The organism is Butyrivibrio sp. INlla18, from assembly GCF_900103635.1.
Classification (GTDB): Bacteria; Bacillota; Clostridia; order Lachnospirales; family Lachnospiraceae; genus Butyrivibrio.
The window spans coordinates 57,907-76,661 of sequence record NZ_FMXK01000010.1 but is presented as its reverse complement, the minus strand read 5'-3'; the positions used below and the strand labels follow the sequence as shown (position 1 = coordinate 76,661).

26 protein-coding genes are annotated in these 18,755 nt (G+C 42.5%); 21 read left to right on the top strand and 5 right to left on the bottom strand.

The genetic code is table 11. The features are described from left to right. Positions 1-27: 27 nt before the first annotated feature. Together BLS24_RS08480 and BLS24_RS08475 are read right to left on the bottom strand one after the other, a co-directional pair. Entirely contained in the window at positions 28-1,143 is a 1,116-nt protein-coding gene (locus tag BLS24_RS08480; RefSeq protein WP_091758077.1) for a DUF4179 domain-containing protein, read from the bottom strand. Beyond that, entirely contained in the window at positions 1,140-1,703 is a 564-nt protein-coding gene (locus tag BLS24_RS08475) for an RNA polymerase sigma factor (protein ID WP_091758075.1), read from the bottom strand. The genes BLS24_RS08480 and BLS24_RS08475 overlap by 4 nt, the downstream gene beginning before the upstream one ends. Before the next feature lie 500 nt (positions 1,704-2,203). Here BLS24_RS08475 and BLS24_RS08470 point away from each other — a divergent pair, with 500 nt between their 5' ends. From BLS24_RS08470 to BLS24_RS15250, 3 genes are read left to right on the top strand one after another with little or no spacing between them, the layout of a single operon-like run. Continuing rightward, a complete protein-coding gene (locus tag BLS24_RS08470) occupies positions 2,204-2,389 on the top strand; it encodes a hypothetical protein (RefSeq protein ID WP_091758073.1) in 186 nt (61 codons plus the stop codon). Positions 2,390-2,392: 3 nt separating this feature from the next. Continuing rightward, positions 2,393-2,770: a zinc ribbon domain-containing protein gene (locus tag BLS24_RS08465; protein ID WP_091758071.1), complete on the top strand. Its 378-nt coding sequence runs from the start codon at positions 2,393-2,395 to the stop codon at positions 2,768-2,770. A 12-nt stretch (positions 2,771-2,782) separates the two neighbouring features. Next, complete coding sequence (locus tag BLS24_RS15250; protein ID WP_176764380.1) at positions 2,783-2,926, top strand: hypothetical protein; 144 nt, start codon at positions 2,783-2,785, stop codon at positions 2,924-2,926. A 30-nt stretch (positions 2,927-2,956) separates the two neighbouring features. On the opposite strand, the gene BLS24_RS08460 is transcribed toward BLS24_RS15250, so the two are convergent. Then, positions 2,957-3,787: a PD-(D/E)XK nuclease family transposase gene (locus BLS24_RS08460; RefSeq protein ID WP_091758069.1), complete on the bottom strand. Its 831-nt coding sequence runs from the start codon at positions 3,785-3,787 to the stop codon at positions 2,957-2,959. A gap of 285 nt (positions 3,788-4,072) precedes the next feature. Here BLS24_RS08460 and BLS24_RS15135 point away from each other — a divergent pair, with 285 nt between their 5' ends. The 6 genes from BLS24_RS15135 (at position 4,073) to BLS24_RS08430 (ending at position 8,434) form a co-directional block, all read left to right on the top strand. Next, the gene (locus BLS24_RS15135) at positions 4,073-4,267 is read left to right on the top strand and encodes a hypothetical protein (protein WP_071175148.1); all 195 of its coding nucleotides are present in this window, start codon (positions 4,073-4,075) and stop codon (positions 4,265-4,267) included. Beyond that, positions 4,257-5,351, top strand: coding sequence for a radical SAM/SPASM domain-containing protein (locus BLS24_RS08450; RefSeq protein WP_091758065.1), 1,095 nt, complete (start codon positions 4,257-4,259; stop codon positions 5,349-5,351). The genes BLS24_RS15135 and BLS24_RS08450 overlap by 11 nt, the downstream gene beginning before the upstream one ends. After that, a complete protein-coding gene (locus tag BLS24_RS08445) occupies positions 5,341-6,120 on the top strand; it encodes a class I SAM-dependent methyltransferase (protein WP_176764379.1) in 780 nt (259 codons plus the stop codon). The genes BLS24_RS08450 and BLS24_RS08445 overlap by 11 nt, the downstream gene beginning before the upstream one ends. A 2-nt stretch (positions 6,121-6,122) precedes the next feature. Then, positions 6,123-6,710, top strand: coding sequence for a class I SAM-dependent methyltransferase (locus BLS24_RS08440; protein WP_091758061.1), 588 nt, complete (start codon positions 6,123-6,125; stop codon positions 6,708-6,710). Between the two features lie 186 nt (positions 6,711-6,896). Continuing rightward, on the top strand, positions 6,897-7,844 hold the full coding sequence (locus BLS24_RS08435; protein ID WP_091758058.1) for a nucleoside hydrolase: 948 nt from the start codon (positions 6,897-6,899) through the stop codon (positions 7,842-7,844). Further along, entirely contained in the window at positions 7,841-8,434 is a 594-nt protein-coding gene (locus BLS24_RS08430) for a hypothetical protein (RefSeq protein WP_091758056.1), read from the top strand. Before BLS24_RS08435 ends, BLS24_RS08430 begins: the two co-directional genes overlap by 4 nt. On the opposite strand, the gene BLS24_RS08425 is transcribed toward BLS24_RS08430, so the two are convergent. Continuing rightward, entirely contained in the window at positions 8,424-9,068 is a 645-nt protein-coding gene (locus BLS24_RS08425) for an SDR family NAD(P)-dependent oxidoreductase (protein WP_091758054.1), read from the bottom strand. The genes BLS24_RS08430 and BLS24_RS08425 overlap by 11 nt on opposite strands. 176 nt (positions 9,069-9,244) lie before the next feature. Between BLS24_RS08425 and BLS24_RS08420 the strand changes: the two genes are divergently transcribed. The 7 genes from BLS24_RS08420 to BLS24_RS08390 all read left to right on the top strand — a co-directional run bounded on the left by BLS24_RS08420 (position 9,245) and on the right by BLS24_RS08390 (position 13,325). Then, on the top strand, positions 9,245-9,538 hold the full coding sequence (locus tag BLS24_RS08420) for a type II toxin-antitoxin system RelB/DinJ family antitoxin (protein WP_091758052.1): 294 nt from the start codon (positions 9,245-9,247) through the stop codon (positions 9,536-9,538). Further along, positions 9,528-9,842: a type II toxin-antitoxin system RelE/ParE family toxin gene (locus tag BLS24_RS08415; protein ID WP_091758050.1), complete on the top strand. Its 315-nt coding sequence runs from the start codon at positions 9,528-9,530 to the stop codon at positions 9,840-9,842. The genes BLS24_RS08420 and BLS24_RS08415 overlap by 11 nt, the downstream gene beginning before the upstream one ends. A gap of 16 nt (positions 9,843-9,858) precedes the next feature. After that, positions 9,859-10,485: a flavodoxin family protein gene (locus tag BLS24_RS08410; protein ID WP_091758048.1), complete on the top strand. Its 627-nt coding sequence runs from the start codon at positions 9,859-9,861 to the stop codon at positions 10,483-10,485. Between the two features lie 19 nt (positions 10,486-10,504). Next, entirely contained in the window at positions 10,505-11,152 is a 648-nt protein-coding gene (locus BLS24_RS08405) for an MBL fold metallo-hydrolase (protein WP_091758046.1), read from the top strand. Between the two features lie 192 nt (positions 11,153-11,344). Continuing rightward, positions 11,345-12,187: a PfkB family carbohydrate kinase gene (locus tag BLS24_RS08400; RefSeq protein WP_176764378.1), complete on the top strand. Its 843-nt coding sequence runs from the start codon at positions 11,345-11,347 to the stop codon at positions 12,185-12,187. A 1-nt stretch (position 12,188) separates the two neighbouring features. Continuing rightward, a complete protein-coding gene (locus BLS24_RS08395; protein ID WP_091758042.1) occupies positions 12,189-12,716 on the top strand; it encodes a TIGR04002 family protein in 528 nt (175 codons plus the stop codon). Between the two features lie 12 nt (positions 12,717-12,728). Then, positions 12,729-13,325, top strand: coding sequence for a TIGR04100 family radical SAM protein (locus BLS24_RS08390; protein ID WP_091758040.1), 597 nt, complete (start codon positions 12,729-12,731; stop codon positions 13,323-13,325). A gap of 36 nt (positions 13,326-13,361) precedes the next feature. Here the strand turns inward: BLS24_RS08390 and BLS24_RS08385 are convergent, their stop codons facing one another. After that, the gene (locus BLS24_RS08385; protein WP_091758038.1) at positions 13,362-14,510 is read right to left on the bottom strand and encodes a PP-loop family protein; all 1,149 of its coding nucleotides are present in this window, start codon (positions 14,508-14,510) and stop codon (positions 13,362-13,364) included. 204 nt (positions 14,511-14,714) lie between these two features. Here BLS24_RS08385 and BLS24_RS08380 point away from each other — a divergent pair, with 204 nt between their 5' ends. The 5 genes from BLS24_RS08380 (at position 14,715) to BLS24_RS08360 (ending at position 18,688) form a co-directional block, all read left to right on the top strand. Continuing rightward, on the top strand, positions 14,715-15,242 hold the full coding sequence (locus tag BLS24_RS08380; protein WP_091758036.1) for an NUDIX domain-containing protein: 528 nt from the start codon (positions 14,715-14,717) through the stop codon (positions 15,240-15,242). A 17-nt stretch (positions 15,243-15,259) separates the two neighbouring features. Next, positions 15,260-15,547: a Nif11-like leader peptide family natural product precursor gene (locus tag BLS24_RS08375; RefSeq protein WP_072702735.1), complete on the top strand. Its 288-nt coding sequence runs from the start codon at positions 15,260-15,262 to the stop codon at positions 15,545-15,547. Between the two features lie 24 nt (positions 15,548-15,571). After that, positions 15,572-16,123 carry a GNAT family N-acetyltransferase gene (locus BLS24_RS08370; RefSeq protein WP_091758034.1) on the top strand — a complete coding sequence of 184 codons (552 nt, stop codon included), beginning with the start codon at positions 15,572-15,574 and terminating at the stop codon, positions 16,121-16,123. A gap of 29 nt (positions 16,124-16,152) precedes the next feature. Beyond that, a complete protein-coding gene (locus BLS24_RS08365) occupies positions 16,153-17,154 on the top strand; it encodes a hypothetical protein (protein WP_091758032.1) in 1,002 nt (333 codons plus the stop codon). A 196-nt stretch (positions 17,155-17,350) separates the two neighbouring features. Continuing rightward, positions 17,351-18,688 (top strand): dicarboxylate/amino acid:cation symporter, encoded by a 1,338-nt coding sequence (locus BLS24_RS08360; protein WP_091758030.1) that lies wholly within the window; start codon positions 17,351-17,353, stop codon positions 18,686-18,688. The last annotated feature ends 67 nt before the right edge of the window (positions 18,689-18,755 follow it).

Here is an 18,755-nt window from a genome sequence, read left to right as displayed (position 1 = left end):
ATACCTTTGCGGTATTGCCTCATTTTCTTATGGTAGTTCGATTTCAACAATCTCTGCGTTATCATAGTCACTTGTTCTTATAAAAAGTGATCTTACTTCTGATACATCAATGATTCTCTGGAAGCAGGCTGAACTAATAGCTTTTTCCATTGAATCATCCGTATAGTATGATGATCCGCCATTTTGAATGTATTTGTAGTCTGTGCCATCTTTTAACCCAACACCCATAAATTCTGGGATGCCATTACAATCCTCATACTGCTCAAGCTTACCGTCTACAGTGTAATTTACAGCAATTGAAATAGGAGTTATTTCTATGGTATCTATAGTAAAGTTTGCTCCTGGAACTTGCTTGTTAACGGTGATTACCTGCGCGTTGCTTACTTTTGGAAGTTCAAGATCAAAGATCCATTTTCCCTGAACAGTACCTGTGAACTCGCACTTTCCTGTATATATGCCAAGCTCGTTAAATTCTACATGGAGTTTTTTGCCCAAAAGACTATCTGACATATCCGGAGTAGATAACATCATGATATATTGCAGATCACCATTTTCATCTACGTAGTGAGTGATCAGTTCTCCGTTCTCTGTGGTCTGAAATGGAGTGCCATCTTCATACTCGCCCATGCCGTTTTCATCCGGAACAATTCCATCAAAGAAACTTAATGAACCATTTAACCATGAATTCACGTCATCTGGATCATCGCCAAGATAGTATGTGACATCGGCGCCGGGCTCTTCAAGACCCTTTACTTCAAGACCAGATACCTTAAAAGATACATAGGCATAGTGTGCATCAGCGATAATAGTCTCAGGAACTATAGTTACACCCTGGTCTGTTACTTTATAGGCTGAATAATCCGGCTCTTCGGAGTAAACAATTGCCTGCCCCTGCTCTGTGAGTGCCTGCTGCTGAACATCAGTGGATTTTACAATTCCATTCATTCCTCTTCCCCAGAAGTGGTGGATAGCTGCGGCAGCAGTAACAGTAACTGTTGCAAAAAGAGCTATGCCTATGCAGGCAGCAAGTGGCAGATTTTTACCTGCCTTGACCACTTTGATCCTGGTAGAATATTTGTATGTATCTGCAATGATCTTATCATCAATGCCATTCATGGCCTTTAATAATTCTTCACTTCTCATGATGCCAAATAACCCTCCTTTACCAATCTGCCCTGGAGCTTCTTGCGGAGCCTTCCAAGGACAACTGTAACATTGTGTCTTGTCATGCCAAACTTAGTGGCGATGTTTGCTATTTCTTCTGCGTAAAAATATCTGCTGGTAAAAATATAAGCATCCCTTGGATCAAGACTGTTTACAAAATCTTTGACCACACTCTCTAGCTCTTTTTCAAGGACCGAGTGCTCAACATCGTTGCTATCTGGAATACACTCAGCGAGCTCATCCAAAACCTCGTTTACAACGCCGTTTCCACGTTTTGAGCTCTTGCTGGCGTTAAACATATTTAATGCCAGATCTCTTGTTATCTTAGCGATAAATGCTCTAAAAATCCTGGGTTTTGTAGGTGGAATGCGGTTCCACACCTTTACGTAGGTATCATCAAGGCATTCCTCGATGTCCTGTTCACTCCACAGAATGTTTTTGGCTATAGTCTTGCAATATTTTCCATATTTTAAATCTGTCTCTTCGATGGCTCTTTCATCACGCCTGAAATACAGATTTATTATTTCTTCGTCTTTCATAGATGCTCCCTTCTTGGTATTTGTAAGCGCCTTACACTTATATAGCCAAGAAATCTTTTTAAAAGTCACAACTTTTTTATTTAACTACTTTTTAAATGTTCTATCCACATAAATGTGAGCTGCACTCAAACTGTGAATGGTAAAAGAGATAATTTCAGCAAGTTGAAAAAAATATGCTGGGGTATTTATTGTACACTTGATATTGTAATTTATATTTGCATTGGTCATTATTTTCATACTTTTTTTCATGATTCTCGCTGGGGCAGGGCATCGAAAAGGTGCTCTGCCTCTAGCTTTGTGATTATAAAAAGTAAAGCCAATATTTCCATCAACATTTTAGAATGGAAAAAGTGACTCTGAATCAACATTTTAGAATACTAAAATGTGCTTCTCATCAACATTTTAGAAAAAATACCATCATTTTGGTTACAAAAATGGAATAACCTCTAAGAGTTTTACAGCTAAGCTGTAGTATAATATTCCGAAGAGGAGCATGAATCATGTGGACGATTAAGCAGATATATGACGGTGACTATGGGTGTGAGGAACTTCAGCCGGGACAGAAGCCGAAGGTGTCGGTGACACTTGTGAATGAAGATGGAGATGAAAAGTATGTGTCCGTTGAGGATGCATGGCTTCTGGATAATAAATTGGATGTAGGCTCGGTGTGGACGGAGGGAGTGTGAGTTATGTTTTTGATCTGGGGAATTTCAACTGGTAGGAAGGATTTTTCATTTAATCAGTTGGTGACCTGTGCAATATGCGGGAAATATGGACGCTTTAACGTGTTCATGACATATACGGTTTTATCACTTTTCTTTATACCTACTATCAAGTGGAGCAAGCGCTACTACGTGCAGACTAGCTGCTGTGGTGCGGTGTATGAGCTGGATAAAGAGGTGGGAAAAGCTATCGCAAGAGGCGAAGCTGTGGAAATTCAGCAGGAGCATCTTACAAGGGTGACGAGCGGAAGAGGATTTGTCAGCGGATACAAAAAGTGCAGACAGTGCGGATATGAGACTGCAGAGGACTTTGAGTTTTGTCCAAAGTGCGGCGTGAGATTTTAAGGGGATTTTGATTTGAAAAAAGATAATTCTGATGCGCCAAAAAAGGAAATAAAGATAAACAAAAATTCTAAGGCAGAGATATTAAAGAAAGCTCCGGAGGAAGTAATAGCTAAGGCTATTCACGAGGCTCTTTTGAAAGAGCATGAAAAAAAGTAAAGGCAATACCTAGGCGGTATTGCCTTGTTGTCATTCTTGGATTCCGTTGTCTTTGAGGAGTTTCTCTAGCTTAGCTACTCTTTCGTTGAGAGCAAGGTTTTCATTTTCTAGAGATTTCATCTTCTCGGCCTGTAACTTTTCATGAACTATATTATCCTCACGAATGCGGCACTGTTCAAGGATGTCCTGATTTGCTGTAGACATGAAGATTGCTTCTGCTGTGGAATTCAGTGATGGATTGTTATCAGTTATCATCTTGATTTCCTCCCAGGTTGTTGCTTTAAAGAGACTTGCCCATGTATCGACACCATAGAGCTTGTCTTCATCTGTTGCCATATCTGTACGATTCAAGTCTACCACAAACAGATTAAATTTGTCAGTATAAAGGTGGTTGTCTTTGGAGTTACGCATTTGATACTTAGCGAAGAATTCCGGATGATTTTCAAAGAGAGTGAAGTCTAGGAAACCAATTTGGAAGACGGTGTGGGCTGTGTTGTAGTCGGTGCCCTTGAGGATAGAGTCGAACTTTCTGCACAGGTATGCGAGAGACCTCATGGTCCAGTTATTGTAGTTGATCACTTGCATTTCAAGATTGATGATTACATCTCCGTTTAGCTTAACTACGATATCCAACTGGTATTCTTTATTGACGATTGTTGCTCCAGGTTCAATCGGGTTGTCGATATACACGTCTATAACCTGGTCTCTGGATAGATGTAACAAAGAGCAGATCAGTAAGATCAGGGTTTCCTTATCTCTCTGAAGGACCATACGAAATAGATAATCGTTGGTCAGTGTGTACTTTAAAGCTCCTGTAGCTTTAAGGAATTGGTACGTTTTCTTGTTACTTACTTTTTTCAATTTAATCCTCTTTCTTGTTATTTTTTATTTTTCAAAGTCTACATAGATGTGGAACTTTTGGGGCGATGGCCCGTGAAATAATAGAATGATTTTTGCCAGAAGAATTCCGACAGCAAAAAGAAATATATCACAATGATTTTCGAACATACAATAGAACAAGAGATTAATTTTTGAATGAGTTTTCTTAAGAAAGATACGCAAAAAAGAATATGTTTGAAGGGGCGAAGAATTGCAAATAATAGCGATATAGACTATCATAGTCTTAAATATTGGGAGGAGTTACGCATGAAAAAGATGAATAAGAAAGTGGTTATTGCAACCAGTGTTAGTGTGGCAAGCATGTTACTTAACGCAGCTTGTGGTTATGGACCGCCAGTAGAAGTAGAGGAAGAATACTCTAATAGCAATTATGAGATATCCGTTGAGCAGGATACTACTCAGGATGGCATAAATAACCAAGGTAACACTAATGAACAATAACGATATTAAAATATCCCATCTTGATCAGCAGTATGATGTGAGGAACGAGTTTTTTGAGAAGCCAATTTTAAAGCAGCTTTTCTTTGAACTTACACTCAATTGTAATGAACACTGTTGGCATTGCGGTTCAAGGTGTGGTGATGTGAGAGCTACTGAGATGGCTCCACAGGAATGGAAAGATATTTTAGATCAGATAAAAGAGGATTTTAATGGCTCTCTTCCACAGATTAATGTTACAGGAGGAGAGCCCCTTTTATATCCTGGGTTTGAAGAAGTTATGAGCTATGCTCACTCATTAGGCTTCAAATGGGGGATGACCTCTAATGCTATCCTTATAACTCCCGAGATTGCAAGAATGCTGCAAAGATGCGGGATGAACACTATCTCGGTCAGTATTGACGGCCTTCCTGAGACCCATGACAGGATAAGTGGACTTCAAGGCGGATATAAGAGAGCAATGAAGGGAATTCAGAACCTTATTGATCTTAAGTGCTTTGGAAGTATCATGGTTACGACCGTTGTTAATCACGAGACTGTAAGAGAATTGGATTCGCTCTACGAGGTGATGTGCGATGTTGATATCGACAGCTGGCGTATCATGGGAATTGAGCCAATTGGAAGAGCACTTGATCATCCTGAACTTTTACTTACTGATGATGACCATCGATATATAATGGACTTTATTAGTAGCAAAAGAGCTAACAACGACCCAGTTACTTATGGCTGTTGCCATTACCTAGGACTTGACTACGAAAAAGAAGTCAGAGATTGGTACTTCTTTTGCATGGCAGGAGTTACAGTTGCAAGTATCACAGTAACAGGCGATGTATATGGTTGCCTTGATATCGACAGGACTCAGCCCGGCGTTATTCAGGGAAATATCCATGACCGAAGATTCTCAGATATCTGGAAGAATGAGTTTAAGGCTTTTAGGCGCGATAGAGCTGAAGACAACGAGAAATGTGCAAACTGTAAAAGTCGTAAGTACTGCATGGGCGGAGCATTTCATACTTGGGATTTGGTAAATAAAACTCAGCGTTTGTGTCTGATTGATGCACTTGACAGGGAAAAACATGAACAATAAATCATTCGATTCAAAGAGAATAGCCCTTGGATATGCCAAAAGACCATGGCTGCACAAATCAGTGATAGAGCAGCTAAAGAGAGATTGTGAGCTGGATGAAAACTATAGATTCCGTAATGGTCTTGATGTGGGCTGTGGAGCGGGACTTTCAACAAAAGCGTTAAAGCTAATATGCGATAATGTGACAGGAACTGATATTGCAGATTCAATGGTTGAAGTCTGCAGGGAATTATATGGCGAGGATGAAGGACTTTCTTTTTATGTTGCCAAGGCAGAAGAGACCAAGGTTCCTGATGAGAAGTATGACATTGTAACGGCTGCGGGATGCATCAACTGGGTAGATGAAAAGAAGTTTATGGCTAACATGGCACAGGTTATGGCAGATAACGGGCTTATAGTCATATACGATTTTGGAATCACAGACAAGATGATGGGAAATGCTGAATATACCAAATGGTATCAGGAAGAGTATCTGAGGAGATTCCCCAAGCCGCCGAGAAAAGAAAATAAGTGGACTCAGGAAGATCTGATAAAAGGCTTCACCATGAAGAAGCAGACAGACTACGAAATGGAGTATGCTTTTGACCTTGAGAAATTCGTCGATTTTATGATGATCCAGTCAAATGTTAATGCTCAGATTGAGAGCGGGAACATTACGGCTGACGAGGCTAGAAGTTGGATGCTTGAGTCGCTTACACCTATTTTTGGAACTGAAGAAAAGACGCTGATCTTTTATGGCTACAGCTGGTATATAACTTTTAGGAGATGACTATGACAGACAACAACGTGGAATACTACAACATAAATGCGGATTCATTTTTTGCTGGTTCCGTAGCTGCGGACATGAAAGAGGAGCAGGATAGCTTCCTTGCCTATGTGCCAGAGGGCGGCAGGATCTTGGATGCTGGCTGCGGAAGTGGTAGAGACAGCAAGGCTTTTCTGGATGCCGGATTTGATGTGATCTCTTTTGACGCATCAAAAGAGATGAGAAAAAGAGCTTCTGAGTACATTGGACGGGAAGTTCTAGATATGAGATTTGACGAGATCTCTTTTGACAATGCATTTGATGGAATATGGGCTAGTGCTTCACTCCTGCATGTGCCAATGGAGGAGCTTCCAGAGACCTTTGGTAAGCTCAATAAGGCGCTTAAGACAGGCGGCGCGCTATACGCTTCATTTAAATATGGCGATGGCACCAAGATGCGCGGCGAGCGTAAGTTTAGCGACTTTAACGAAAAGAGCGTTGTGCCGCTATTTGAAAACGCAGGCTTTGAGATTGTAAGGAACTCTGTAGGAAACGACAACAGACCTGGCAGAGGAGAAGAGATGTGGGTCTGCGTGGTCGGCATCAAGAAGTGATCTGGAGGATGGGTTGAATTATTAGAAATATAGTTGTATAATCCTCTAGCGCAACAAACGACAGTTCATTTGTACCTTCCTGTCGCTAAACAAAACCAGGACTGCATAGGAATATTTTGTCTTTTATGTAGCTCTGCTTTTGTGCAGAGCTATTTTTTATGCAGAAAGATTATTTTGGAGATTAGGATGAAGAAGATCATTATCGACTGCGACCCTGGGATCGACGATTCTCTAGCTATCATGCTGGCCCTTCAGAGCCCGGAGCTTGAGGTTATCGGCATCACCATCGTTGCAGGCAATTCACCAGCAGAGCTTGGATTTCAAAATGCAAAAAGAGTCTTGAACTTCCTTGGAAGACTTGATGTGCCAGTTTACGTGGGCGCAGACAGGCCAAGAGTTAGGGAGTATGTGAACGCACTTGATACTCATGGTTCTGACGGCCTTGGGGAGAGTTTTTTACCAGAGGTTCCAGGTCAGGAGATTCCGGAAAAGAGTGCTGTGGAGTTCATGAGAGAAGCCTTGAAAGGCGGCGACGTATCAGTTATCGCTTTGGGGCCACTTACGAACCTGGCAGACCTTATCGATGCGGATATTTCAGCTTTTTTGTCTATTGAAAGACTAGTATCCATGGGCGGTAACTTTAGAAGCCATGGGAACTGTTCACCGGTAGCGGAGTACAACTACTGGGAGGATCCAGACAGCGCCAAGGTTGTGTTCGACACTCTTTATGAACATCACAAGATGATCGAGATGGTGGGACTTGATGTGACCAGAGAGATTGTGCTGACACCTGAAAAGCTTGAAGATATCAAGGCTAGAAATGCGGTTGTTGGGGATTTCATCGAGAAGATCACGAAGTTTTATTTTAAGTTCCACTGGGAATGGGAGCACATCAGAGGCTGTGTCATAAATGATCCTCTTGCTGTGGCTCAGTTTATTTGTCCTAATATCCTTGATGGAATCGAGGCTTTCACGGAAGTTGAGACTGGCGGCATCAGTATGGGCCAGACCGTTGTTGATTCCATGGGATTCTACCGAAAGGAAAGTAACGCCTTAGTCTTCACAAATGTAGATGTGGAGGCATTTTGGGAGTTGTTTTTGACGCGAATTTTAGAAATTGGAGAAAAGAAATGAAGAACAACACAAAGAAATTGACATTTATCGCACTTGCAGTTGCCATCAATATTGCGGGAAGTAAGCTGGCTCTTTTGCTGCATCTTCCAATCTTCCTTGACAGCATCGGAACAATGTTCGCAGCTGTTGTATTAGGACCACTTGGGGGCGCCGCTGCAGCTCTTGTTGGGGGACTTATAAACGGAGTTCTTGGAGACGTTTACGCTATCTATTTTTCACTTAGCGGAGTTTTGATGGGACTTATTGCAGGAGCTCTTTTCCATGGCAAAGAAGAATGCCCTACCCGCGCGCTTTTCTGGAAGACTCTTATTGTGACTTTGCCAGCATCTGCCCTTTCAGCCTGCATCGAGACATTCCTTTTTGGCGGCATCACATCAGCTGCTACAACAACATTTATTATTCAGGTTCTTTCTCAGACAGCACTCAGGCTCTTTGGAAGTGCCTTCATAATCCAGGCTATAACTGATTATGCGGACAAGTTCATAGCTCTTTTCCTGGTAATGCTGTGTATGGGAAATCTTCCTTACGAGTTCACGCATATTGAGGATGACCACAAAAAGAGCAGTGAAACTGATAGCTTTACCATATAAAGTTGGATTTGAGCTGCTCGCCGTTATCAACGAGAATATCCTGACCAGTCATGCTCTTATTAACATTGGTCAAAAAATATGAGAATTCAGCGATCTCTTCTGCTGACGCCCATCTGTGAAGCAAGGTCTCATCAAGGCACTGCTCCATGAGATTTGGATCATCCATGATGTGGGCGTTAAGAGGCGTGTACACACCGCCTGCAGAGATACTGTTAGAAGTTGCACCGTATTTCGCCAGTCGAAGTGCGGTGTTTTTCATATATGTAACTACGCCGCCTTTACTTGCTGCGTACTCTGGGAACTCTGCACCATTTGAAGCGCTAGATGACGCCATGAAAAGAACTGAGCAGATAGCATCCTGAAACGCATACTTCTCAGTAACCTTGATGGTTGCCTTTAAGTTGATGTCTATAACATCAGGCCCTTCCTGGATTCCGGCGTTGTTGATGATGACGTTTACGCCTTCGATGTCCGGGAGCTCTTTTGCTATATCAACGATCATGTGAGTGTAGTTCGGATCAGCAAACTCGCTTTCTGTCACATCAAATCCAATGACTTCGTGTCCCATCTCTATGTATTTTTTTGCGCATGCAAGCCCGATTCCGCGGCTTGTTCCGGTTATTAGAATTTTCATGGTTATAGTATAGCATAAATGAGCCCTAGGGACGGAGGTTAGGGCTCATTATTTGGTAGATGAGCCCTAACCTCCGTCCCTAGGGCTCATTTTTGGTGGCTGGTATCAAGCGTGCAACTCATTGCAAATGTATTGAGATAGCAGTATAATGTATTACATAATAAGGAGGTATAATTATGTCTAGTACAATTCAGATACGTGTAGATAATGACCTTAAAAATAAAGCAGATGCACTTTTCAAGGAACTTGGCACAGATACTACTACAGCTATTAGAATGTTTCTTGCACAGGCAATTGCTAATGAAGGATTTCCGTTTGAAATAAAGAGAAAGACAGCAAATCCATATGCAGCTATGTCTGAGGAAGAAATTTTACAGAAATTAGAGTCATCACGTGCACATGCAGAGCAGGGAATGGTTAGAGAAGCAAATGATGTGATCTCAGATATGAGGTCAAAGTATGGAATATAAAGTAATAATTACATCCGATGCAGAAAATGACTTAGATGGATTTATCAAATACTTATTGTTTGAAAAGAAGAATGAACAAGCAGCAAGTAGCGTACTTAATGATTTTCAAGCAGCAGTTAAAAGTTTATCCCAAGTGGCAGAAAGTCTTAAGTTTTGTGATAATCCAAAATTAAAATCACTTGGATATAGGAGAATCAATTTTTTGTCTCACAGGTATTTTATGCTCTACAGAATTGATGAAGACAAAGTTATTGTTGACAGTATCTTCCATGAATTGCAAGATTATGAAAACAAGATGAATTAAGCAGGAGGATTTCAAAATGGCTAAAGTATTGTTACTAAACGGCAGTCCAAGGGCAAATGGCTGCACTGCTACAGCACTTGATGAGATGGTAAAAGTGTTTAACGAGGAAGGAATTGAAACTGAGATCATTCAGGTTGGAAATAAAAATATTCGCGGATGCGTCGCTTGTGGATATTGTGGCAAGAATGGTAAGTGCGTTGTGGATGATCTTGTAAATGAGGTTGCTACAAAGTTTGAAGAAGCAGATGGTCTTGTGGTTGGAAGCCCTGTTTACTACGCTTCTCCAAATGGAACTATTCTCTCATTTATGGATAGACTTTTCTATAGCACCTCTTTTTCCAAACATTTCAAAGTTGGCGCCGCTGTTGTCAGTGCTAGAAGAGGCGGAAACACTGCATCTTTTGACGTATTGAACAAGTACTTCACTATTAGCGGAATGCCTGTGGCCTCCAGCACATACTGGAATCAAGTTCACGGCTTTAGTTCTGAAGATGTCAAAAAAGACCTTGAAGGCCTTCAGACCATGAGAAATCTGGCTAGGAACATGTCATTTATGATCAAAGCATTTGCTGACGCCAAGGAAAAATACGGACTTCCTGAAGTTGAAAGAGGTTCATTTACAAGCTTTGGCGATGGCAAATAAATCCTGAAAGGAGCTCTGAATGATAGATAATATCGAGGTTTTCACACATAGTAGCATTAGGATAAAAAGTGACGCTGGGGTGATCTATGCAGATCCATTCCAGATAAAGGAAGACTATCATGACGCTGACTACGTTCTCATAACTCATCATCACTACGATCATTTCTCTATTGAGGATATCCGCAAGGTCATAAAGCCAGAGACAATCCTCATTGTTCCAGCCAAAATGGAGGATGATGCAAGGGAGCTTTCTCGCGAAGTTAAAGAAATCGTAACTCTCCGTCCAAATGAGAAAAGAAATGTTGCCGGTCTTGAGCTGGAGGCAGTTCCTGCCTACAACACGCTTAAGCCATTTCATCCAAAGCGCGCAGAGTGGCTTGGATATATCGTGATCACTAATGGTAAGCGCATTTACATTGCCGGAGATACAGGTGCCAACAAGGATATCAGCAAGGTTAAGTGCGACATAGCTCTTTTACCAATTGGCGGTACATACACTATGGATGCCAAAAGAGCTGCTGACCTCATCAACACCATCAGACCAGAGTACGCGATTCCTACCCATTACGGAAATATCATTGGCAAAAAGACAGATGGCAAAGCATTCGCAGCTATGGTGCAGAGCCCTATCAAGGTAGTTGAGAAGATACAGTATTTTAAAGGATGACAAAAATGAGCCCTAGGGACGGAGGTTGTGGCTCATCTACCCAAAAATGAGCCCTAACCTCCGTCCCTAGGGCTCATTTTTTTGCGTCCAAATCTGGTATTATAAAAAACTTTGATTCTGTATATTTATATATCATCAGATATAAAGTAAAGTATCCATTAAATAGTTTAGATGTTGGGAGATGTAGATATCATGAGGGTTGCAGCAATCAATGATTTGTCAGGCTTTGGAAAATGTTCGCTTATGGCGGACATAGGTGTGTTATCAGCCATGGGGATTGAGGTTTGTCCGGTGCCAACAGCTGTTTTGTCGGCTCAGACAGGTTTTCCGGATTTTCATTTATTTGATACCTCTACTCTAATAGAGAGGAGCAAAGAGGACTGGCTCAAGATGGGAGCTAGGTTCGACAGCATCATCACAGGGTATATTCCACAGGAAAGAGACGCGGACGACATAATCTCTTTTGTTAAGGCATTCAAAGTAGATGGCACCAGCCTTTTGGTGGATCCAGTTATGGGAGATGGCGGAAGATTCTACTCAAACTATTCAGATGGGATGCTTGGAAAAATTAAGTTCTTGGCCGCTACGGCAGATATTATTACGCCAAATCTTACGGAACTTTGCATCCTTGCAGGCTTAACTGCAGGTAAGGCAAAAGAGCTGGAGGCTATTGAAGATCAGGATCAGATGATCCAGGAAATTATAGCGATTGCTGAAAAGGTCAGAACGAGCAAGGCTCAGAACATTGTAGTAACAGGCATTCACAAAGGTGACCACGAGCTGTGCAACCTTGTTGTGAGCCCAGATGGTAACGAAGTCATAGAGTGCAAGACCAATGGCAGGAGCTACTCGGGGACAGGAGATCTTTTTGCGGCAACGCTCCTAGGCTATATATTAAAGGGCAAAAACACTATAGATGCAGTTAGATTTACCACAGAGTTCATTAGTAGCGCGATCGAGGCTACAGGTGATAAAGACAGAAACTACGGAGTTGATTTTGAAAAGGTTTTAGGCAAACTATGCGGAGGAGACTGACATGAACAAGACATTCAAAGACTCAAAAGTAAGGCTCATAACCATGACTGGTCTCATGGCGGCAATGACAACTATCTTTACAGCCTACATTTTCCACATTCCAGTTGGAACAAATGGCGGCTACATCCACTTTGGCGACTCTATCATTTACCTTGCAGCGGCTATGCTCCCAATGCCATACGCAATGCTGGTTGGAGCCCTTGGCGGCGGAATAGCAGATCTTTTGACTGCTCCCATGTGGATGATTCCTACAGTCATCATTAAGATGCTGATAGTGATCCCATTCTCAAGCCGCAGAAATACTATTATGAGCAAAAGAAATCTGATAGCGTCTATCATTTCTTTTTTCATCTCAGCAACTGGCTACTATATCGCGGAGGCAATCCTCTTTGGAACCAAAACAGCTATAATTTCAGCCTTTTCAGGAAGCTTTATTCAGTCTGGTGGAAGTGCACTTTTCTTTTACCTTGCTGCAGCTGCATTTGACAGGGCGGGAGTTAAAAGAAATCTATTCCAATTTGAAGGTTAAGGAGACGGGAACATGGCAGACATCTTGTATACATACAAAAATTCAGTTTACGCAAACATAACAAATAAGTGCAATTGCAGTTGTACCTTCTGCATCCGTTCTTTAAAAGACGGCGTTGGAAGTGCAGATACTCTGTGGCATCAGCAAAATCCCACAACTGATGAGGTTCTTAATGCTATCAGAAATTATGATTTTGAGGGCTTTGACGAACTTGTCTTTTGCGGCTATGGTGAACCTACCTGCGCATTGGAGACTCTTTTAGCAGCGGCCAAGGTTGCCAAGGAGGAAAAGAACTTAAGAACAAGGCTCAACACTAACGGACTTGGCAATGAAGAGAACGGCAAGAATATCGTTCCGGAAATAGCCAAGGTCATTGATGCAGTGTCCATCAGCCTTAACGCTCCTAATAGTCAGAAATATTCAGAGGTTACCCGCCCAAAGTATGATGGAGCTTTTGATAAAATGGTGGATTTTGCCACAAAGTGCAAGGAAGAAATCAAAGACGTAAAGTGGTCTATAGTAGATGTGCTTCCAGAAGAGGACATCGCAAAATGCAAGGCCCTTTCTGAAAGCACAGGGATTGAACTCCGTATTCGTCATTTCACCTGAAATGAGCCCTAGGGACGGAGGTTAGGGCTCATTTTATTAATATTCATCAAGGAAATTGATTCGTTTACCTTTTTTCTTGTAGGTGATTACCGTATCAATATTTACGTTCTCCATACTCTTGAAAATGTTCGCCTCCACGAATGGATTGGTCTTCTTAAGCTCAGCAATGAGCTTTTTGGTCTCAAGTCGTTTTGAAGCTGTAGTGCCATCCTCGTGGCAGGTTGAACATGTTTCTGTGAAGTGGCATGCGCACTGGAGGAAATGCAGGTTGTTGTAATCTCTCCAAGCGCAGATATCGCTTTCTCTAACTAGATAAAGAGGTCTGATAAGCTCCATGCCTTCGAAGTTTGTGCTGTGAAGCTTTGGCATCATAGTCTGAATCTGGCCTCCGTAGAGCATTCCCATAAGTACAGTCTCGATAACATCGTCAAAATGGTGGCCAAGAGCGATCTTGTTGCATCCCAGCTCTTTTGCCTTGCTATAAAGATAGCCGCGGCGCATTCTAGCGCAGAGGTAGCAAGGGCTCTTTTCAATAGTATCTACAGTATCAAAGATAGTGCTCTCAAAAATAGTAGCAGGGATGCCAAGGGCCTTGCAGTTAGCCTCGATGAGCTCTCTGTTCTCCTTGTTGTAGCCTGGATCCATAACGAGGAAGGTAATCTTGAAGCTGACCTGTCTGTGCTTCTGGATCTCCTGAAAGAGCTTAGCCATGAGCATAGAGTCTTTGCCGCCTGAGATGCACACTGCGATGTGGTCGCCCTCATTTATTAGCTTGTAGGCCTTGCATGCTTTTGCAAATGGGGTAAAGAGCTGCTTATGGAATTTCTTCTGGATGCTCTCCTCAGCTTTTTTCTGCTTGTCTTCAGTATCCATCTTATTAAGCTCAGCCTGAAGGTATGCCATATATCCGCCAGCAAGACTGTAGCAGTCTCTATCCTTGACGCTTGCGTATGTATCAAGCTCAAGGTCCTGAGTTTTTTTGCCAATCTGACAGAACATGATGATCTTCTTGTCAGCTGGAATCTCGGCTATCTGAGAGTTGTTTTCTTCATTTAACTCTTCAGGGCTTATGACCTTGGCGCCTGGAATTGTGCCGTAGTTTGTGAGATCCTCGCTGCGGACATCTATCAGCGCATAGGATTTCTTTGGGAGCTTTTGAAGTTCTTCAAGGGTTATCTCTTTCATTTCTTTCCTCTAAATAAATACAAAAAATCATTAACAAATAGAAATAGCTTAACTGTATAAGTGCGACATGTCAACATGGTGGCGAGTGAGCCCTAGGGACGGAGGTTGTGGCTCATTTTTGTGAAAATGAGCCATAACCTCCGTCCCTAGGGCTCATTTTGTGGTATAGTATTAAAAACTAGCGACATTGAAAGAAGAAACCGTATGGAATTTGTAGATATATTTGATAAAGAGGGGCGCCTGATCAGGGAGAACGTCCCAAAGCATGATGAAAAAAGACCTGGCGAATTTAGAAAACACGTCCTCATAATAATGAAGACAAGCGATAGCCCAGCACCAGGGCAGGGCGAAGGAATGTATGTAGTACAGCAGAGATCTCTCAAGGCCAAGTACTACGCTGGTAAGTGGGACATGACTGGCGGCGGAGTAAGGAGCGGAGAGACGCCTCTAGAAGCTGCCTGCAGAGAGGTTCAGGAAGAGCTGTCCATAGCTCTTTTACCAGAGCAGCTGAAGCTGGCGTTTGAAAGTAGCGTAGAGTGGGACGACGGAACAGGGCTCTTCGTATACACATTTATGTGCAGAGTGGATGTGCCGGCGGATGGCTTTAAATTCGACACTTTCGAAGTTAATGATGTGAAGGTTATGCCATTTCACGAGTTTTACGACCATGTCATGGACCACAACGACGAGGATTTTGGCCAGGGACTTGTGAGAATTGAGAATACACTTTAATACATAAGGAGGCGACTATGGAAATTACTGAAATGTTGGAACAACTGATAGAGAAGGCAAAGACAAACAGCGACTTAAAAGAAAAGCTACTAAACACCAGAAATTCTGCCAATCCTATTGCTGATTTTTGCGATATCGCGACCAAAGAGGGCTTTCCTATGAGTGTGATGGACATAGTCAACCAGGGAGAGGAATTTTACGCAGAGATCAAGCGCAGCACCAATGGCGGCGGCGAGAACTCACCAGACCTGGACTTCCAGAATGATGAGTATTCTATTTTTATGATGAGGTTAAAAGACCTGTAATATTAGGCAGCAGGAGGAAAAGACGTGAAGATCAAAGAGCAGCAGTATACATTACCTACAGGCGAGATCGTAACTATAAAGAGCGCTGGCCCTGAGGATGCAGAAAAGGTCAAGCTCCTCAGAGAGACAACAGCTAGGGAGACGCACTTTATGGCAAGAGAGCCTGAAGATGGACAGATGAATATTGATAGGTTAACTGAAGGCCTTAAGATGTTCGAAGAAAGTGACAAGAGCTTCATGGTCAACGCTTATTTTGGGGATGAACTTGTTGGTGATCTGGGAGTAGCTCTTTTAAGACCACATATCAAGTACCTGCACCGCGCATACCTTGGCATGAGTATCCTTCAGAAGTACACTGGAATGGGACTTGGAAGTGCTATGATGAAGATTGCTCTTGAGCAGGCTAGAGCAAACGGCTTTGAGCAGGTAGAACTTGGCGTATTTAGTGACAACGAGAGAGCACAGGCTCTTTACAAGAAGTTTGGATTCAAGGAATACGGCAAACAGCCTAGAGCCTTCAAGCTTCAGGACGGAACCTACAGAGACGAGATCATTATGGTCAACATATTTGAGTAATACATAAGAAAAGGAGTTTATAAAAGGAAATGAAAAAGAAGATTATTGGGATCATTCTTGCGGGAATGATGATAATGACGGCGTGTGGTAATGCGGGAAAGGCAGAGCCACAGGGGGTGTCAGAAGGAAGAACTGAAAGTAGCGAAGAGGCTAGTAGTGTGGAGGAAAGCACAGAGGAAAGTTCTGTGGTGGAAGAAGATTCCGCAAACAACAAGTTTGCTCAGAAAGCAGTAGAAAAATCCGGAAAGACAATTGAAGATGTCCGCGACATTATCTCAAAGGATTTTAATGGTGACGGAAAAGAGGAAGCCTTCGTTTTTATAGGTAATGAGCCTGACGAAGAATTTGGCGAATGTACAGGAACACTTTGGTTTGTTTCAGATGACAAGTGCGAAGAAGCTTTGCCTGAAGAATATGTTGTTTACCATGATGGCAAGGTTCTTAATGAGATTACAACAGAAGATAAGATCTTTGTTGAAATAAACAAGAACTATACAACTAGCGCAGTTTCATATCTATTTTACGTTGATGGCGGTGAGTGCCAGGAATCCATAGTGTCTGGCCTTGGTTCATTCTATGAGCCTGATTATGTGGATGATTACTGTATTTCAATGAGTGCCTATGACGTTTATTTTGAATATGAAGAGGGCAAGGAAGATGAGGCCATGATCACAGGCCACTCCTGGAAGAACTACTACTTCTACTATGACAAGGCAGCAGGCGACTTTGCAGAGTTCGCGGCTACTGAGATTACAGAACAAGAGCTTAACGAGGCTGTTGGAACAGACCTTGCTTCAGAGATCAGAGCAGAAGGCTACGATATCGATAATATCATCAAAAGAGATAACGGCATCATCAACGTCAACTATTCAAAGACAACAAAGAACGATGATGGAACTATTTTAAAAGAATGTAAGAACATTACATACCTTACTAAGGAAGGCAGATATTTTGATGTCTGGGGCACAGGCGAAGAGACCTGGCAGAATTCAGACTTCGGCGGTATCTACGACGTAATGCTCACGAAGTGAAAAGTGAGCCCTAGGGACGGAGGTTGTGGCTCATTTTTGCAAAAATGAGCCCTAACCTCCGTCCCTAGGGCTCATATATTTTTTTTCGATAACTGCAGATTATCGCAGGCAATAAAATCTAGGTATTAGCGCAAGTTCGCAGATTCGAGTATCATTCATTTCAACAACAAGATTACAAGAAAGGTTGGTGTGAGAAATGGAGATTAACGGATTGGAATTTGGTGCACTTGCCACCGCATTAGTATTATTTGGAATTTTATATTTCTTAAAAAGAAAACATGTCAATTTTGGAATCAGGACGCTTATAGCTACAGCCTTTGGTGTCATCATAGGACTGATCTTCAAGGAGAACTACAAATACGTAGCAGCCTTCGGAACAGTATATGTCAACGCACTTCAGGCATTTGTGATCCCACTTCTTTTGTTCAGCGTAATATCAAGTATTACGAACCTGGGCAATCAGGTGAAGCTTCACAAGGTAGGACTTAAGTCAGTCCTGTTTCTTTTGCTTAACACCTTCACAGCAGCAGTCATAACGCTTATCGCAGCTCTTTCTCTTGGACTTGGTAAGGGCTTTGAGTACACTGTTGAGGCGGCTGAGGCAAAAGAGGTACCAACAGCAGTTGAGGCTATCGTAGCTCTTTTCCCAAAGAACATCGTAAACGAGTGGGGAAGCAACACTGTTGTTCCAATTCTCATATTCGGCCTTGTTATCGCACTTGCATACAATAAGGCAGCAAGAAAAGACGAGTCAGTTCAGCCATTCAAGGCATTTGTAGATGCAGCAAACAAAGTCCTTGGCAGAGCTGTAAGCTACATCGTATCATTTACACCTTATGCAGTTACGGCACTTATCGCCAGGGCAGTTGGACGTAGCAAACTAGAAGATTTGGCCCCTCTCCTTTCGGTTCTTGTAGTGGCATACGTGCTTGCAGCTATCCAGCTGTTCGGCGTTGAGAGCTTACTTATTGCAACTATCGGTAAGCTCAACCCTATAACATTCCTTAAGAAGATCGCACCAGCAGGCATCGTTGCTTTCACATCCCAGAGCAGTGTTGGTACACTTCCAGTTACAGTCAGCAAGTTAAAAGAGGACATTGGCGTTGATGGAGACGTGGCAGCATTTACAGCAGGACTTGGTGCAAACCTTGGAATGCCTGGATGCGCAGGAATCTGGCCAGTACTTCTTGCAGTATTTACAATAAATCAGCAGGGTATAAGCTATTCAGCAGGTCAGTACGTGCTCCTTATCGCACTTACACTCCTTGTTTCAATCGGAACAGTAGGCGTTCCAGGAACAGCTACAATTACAGCCACAGCTCTTTTCACAGCAGCTGGACTTCCAGTTGAACTCATCGTGCTCTTCTCTCCTATATCTGCGATCGTGGATATGGCTAGAACAGCCACAAATGTAGTGGGCGCAGCAACCGCAACAGTTCTCACAGCTGAGACAGAGGGACTTCTCGACCACGAGGTCTACAACGGAAAGGCTGTAGAAAAAGAGCAGGAAGAAAAAGAAGTTACTGCAGCGTAAAAAAGTGAGCCCCAGGGACGGAGGTTAGGGCTCATTTACTATCGCCATGCCGTCAAAATAAATGCTA

Bases quoted from the DNA above. Each gene is read 5' to 3' on its own strand.
- BLS24_RS08480 (WP_091758077.1), bottom strand. From the start codon at position 1,143: ATGAGAAGTGAAGAATTATTAAAGGCCATGAATGGCATTGATGATAAG.
- BLS24_RS08475 (WP_091758075.1), bottom strand. From the start codon at position 1,703: ATGAAAGACGAAGAAATAATAAATCTGTATTTCAGGCGTGATGAAAGA.
- BLS24_RS08470 (WP_091758073.1), top strand. From the start codon at position 2,204: ATGTGGACGATTAAGCAGATATATGACGGTGACTATGGGTGTGAGGAA.
- BLS24_RS08465 (WP_091758071.1), top strand. From the start codon at position 2,393: ATGTTTTTGATCTGGGGAATTTCAACTGGTAGGAAGGATTTTTCATTT.
- BLS24_RS15135 (WP_071175148.1), top strand. From the start codon at position 4,073: ATGAAAAAGATGAATAAGAAAGTGGTTATTGCAACCAGTGTTAGTGTG.
- BLS24_RS08450 (WP_091758065.1), top strand. From the start codon at position 4,257: ATGAACAATAACGATATTAAAATATCCCATCTTGATCAGCAGTATGAT.
- BLS24_RS08445 (WP_176764379.1), top strand. From the start codon at position 5,341: ATGAACAATAAATCATTCGATTCAAAGAGAATAGCCCTTGGATATGCC.
- BLS24_RS08440 (WP_091758061.1), top strand. From the start codon at position 6,123: ATGACAGACAACAACGTGGAATACTACAACATAAATGCGGATTCATTT.
- BLS24_RS08435 (WP_091758058.1), top strand. From the start codon at position 6,897: ATGAAGAAGATCATTATCGACTGCGACCCTGGGATCGACGATTCTCTA.
- BLS24_RS08430 (WP_091758056.1), top strand. From the start codon at position 7,841: ATGAAGAACAACACAAAGAAATTGACATTTATCGCACTTGCAGTTGCC.
- BLS24_RS08425 (WP_091758054.1), bottom strand. From the start codon at position 9,068: ATGAAAATTCTAATAACCGGAACAAGCCGCGGAATCGGGCTTGCATGC.
- BLS24_RS08420 (WP_091758052.1), top strand. From the start codon at position 9,245: ATGTCTAGTACAATTCAGATACGTGTAGATAATGACCTTAAAAATAAA.
- BLS24_RS08415 (WP_091758050.1), top strand. From the start codon at position 9,528: ATGGAATATAAAGTAATAATTACATCCGATGCAGAAAATGACTTAGAT.
- BLS24_RS08410 (WP_091758048.1), top strand. From the start codon at position 9,859: ATGGCTAAAGTATTGTTACTAAACGGCAGTCCAAGGGCAAATGGCTGC.
- BLS24_RS08405 (WP_091758046.1), top strand. From the start codon at position 10,505: ATGATAGATAATATCGAGGTTTTCACACATAGTAGCATTAGGATAAAA.
- BLS24_RS08400 (WP_176764378.1), top strand. From the start codon at position 11,345: ATGAGGGTTGCAGCAATCAATGATTTGTCAGGCTTTGGAAAATGTTCG.
- BLS24_RS08395 (WP_091758042.1), top strand. From the start codon at position 12,189: ATGAACAAGACATTCAAAGACTCAAAAGTAAGGCTCATAACCATGACT.
- BLS24_RS08390 (WP_091758040.1), top strand. From the start codon at position 12,729: ATGGCAGACATCTTGTATACATACAAAAATTCAGTTTACGCAAACATA.
- BLS24_RS08385 (WP_091758038.1), bottom strand. From the start codon at position 14,510: ATGAAAGAGATAACCCTTGAAGAACTTCAAAAGCTCCCAAAGAAATCC.
- BLS24_RS08380 (WP_091758036.1), top strand. From the start codon at position 14,715: ATGGAATTTGTAGATATATTTGATAAAGAGGGGCGCCTGATCAGGGAG.
- BLS24_RS08375 (WP_072702735.1), top strand. From the start codon at position 15,260: ATGGAAATTACTGAAATGTTGGAACAACTGATAGAGAAGGCAAAGACA.
- BLS24_RS08365 (WP_091758032.1), top strand. From the start codon at position 16,153: ATGAAAAAGAAGATTATTGGGATCATTCTTGCGGGAATGATGATAATG.
- BLS24_RS08360 (WP_091758030.1), top strand. From the start codon at position 17,351: ATGGAGATTAACGGATTGGAATTTGGTGCACTTGCCACCGCATTAGTA.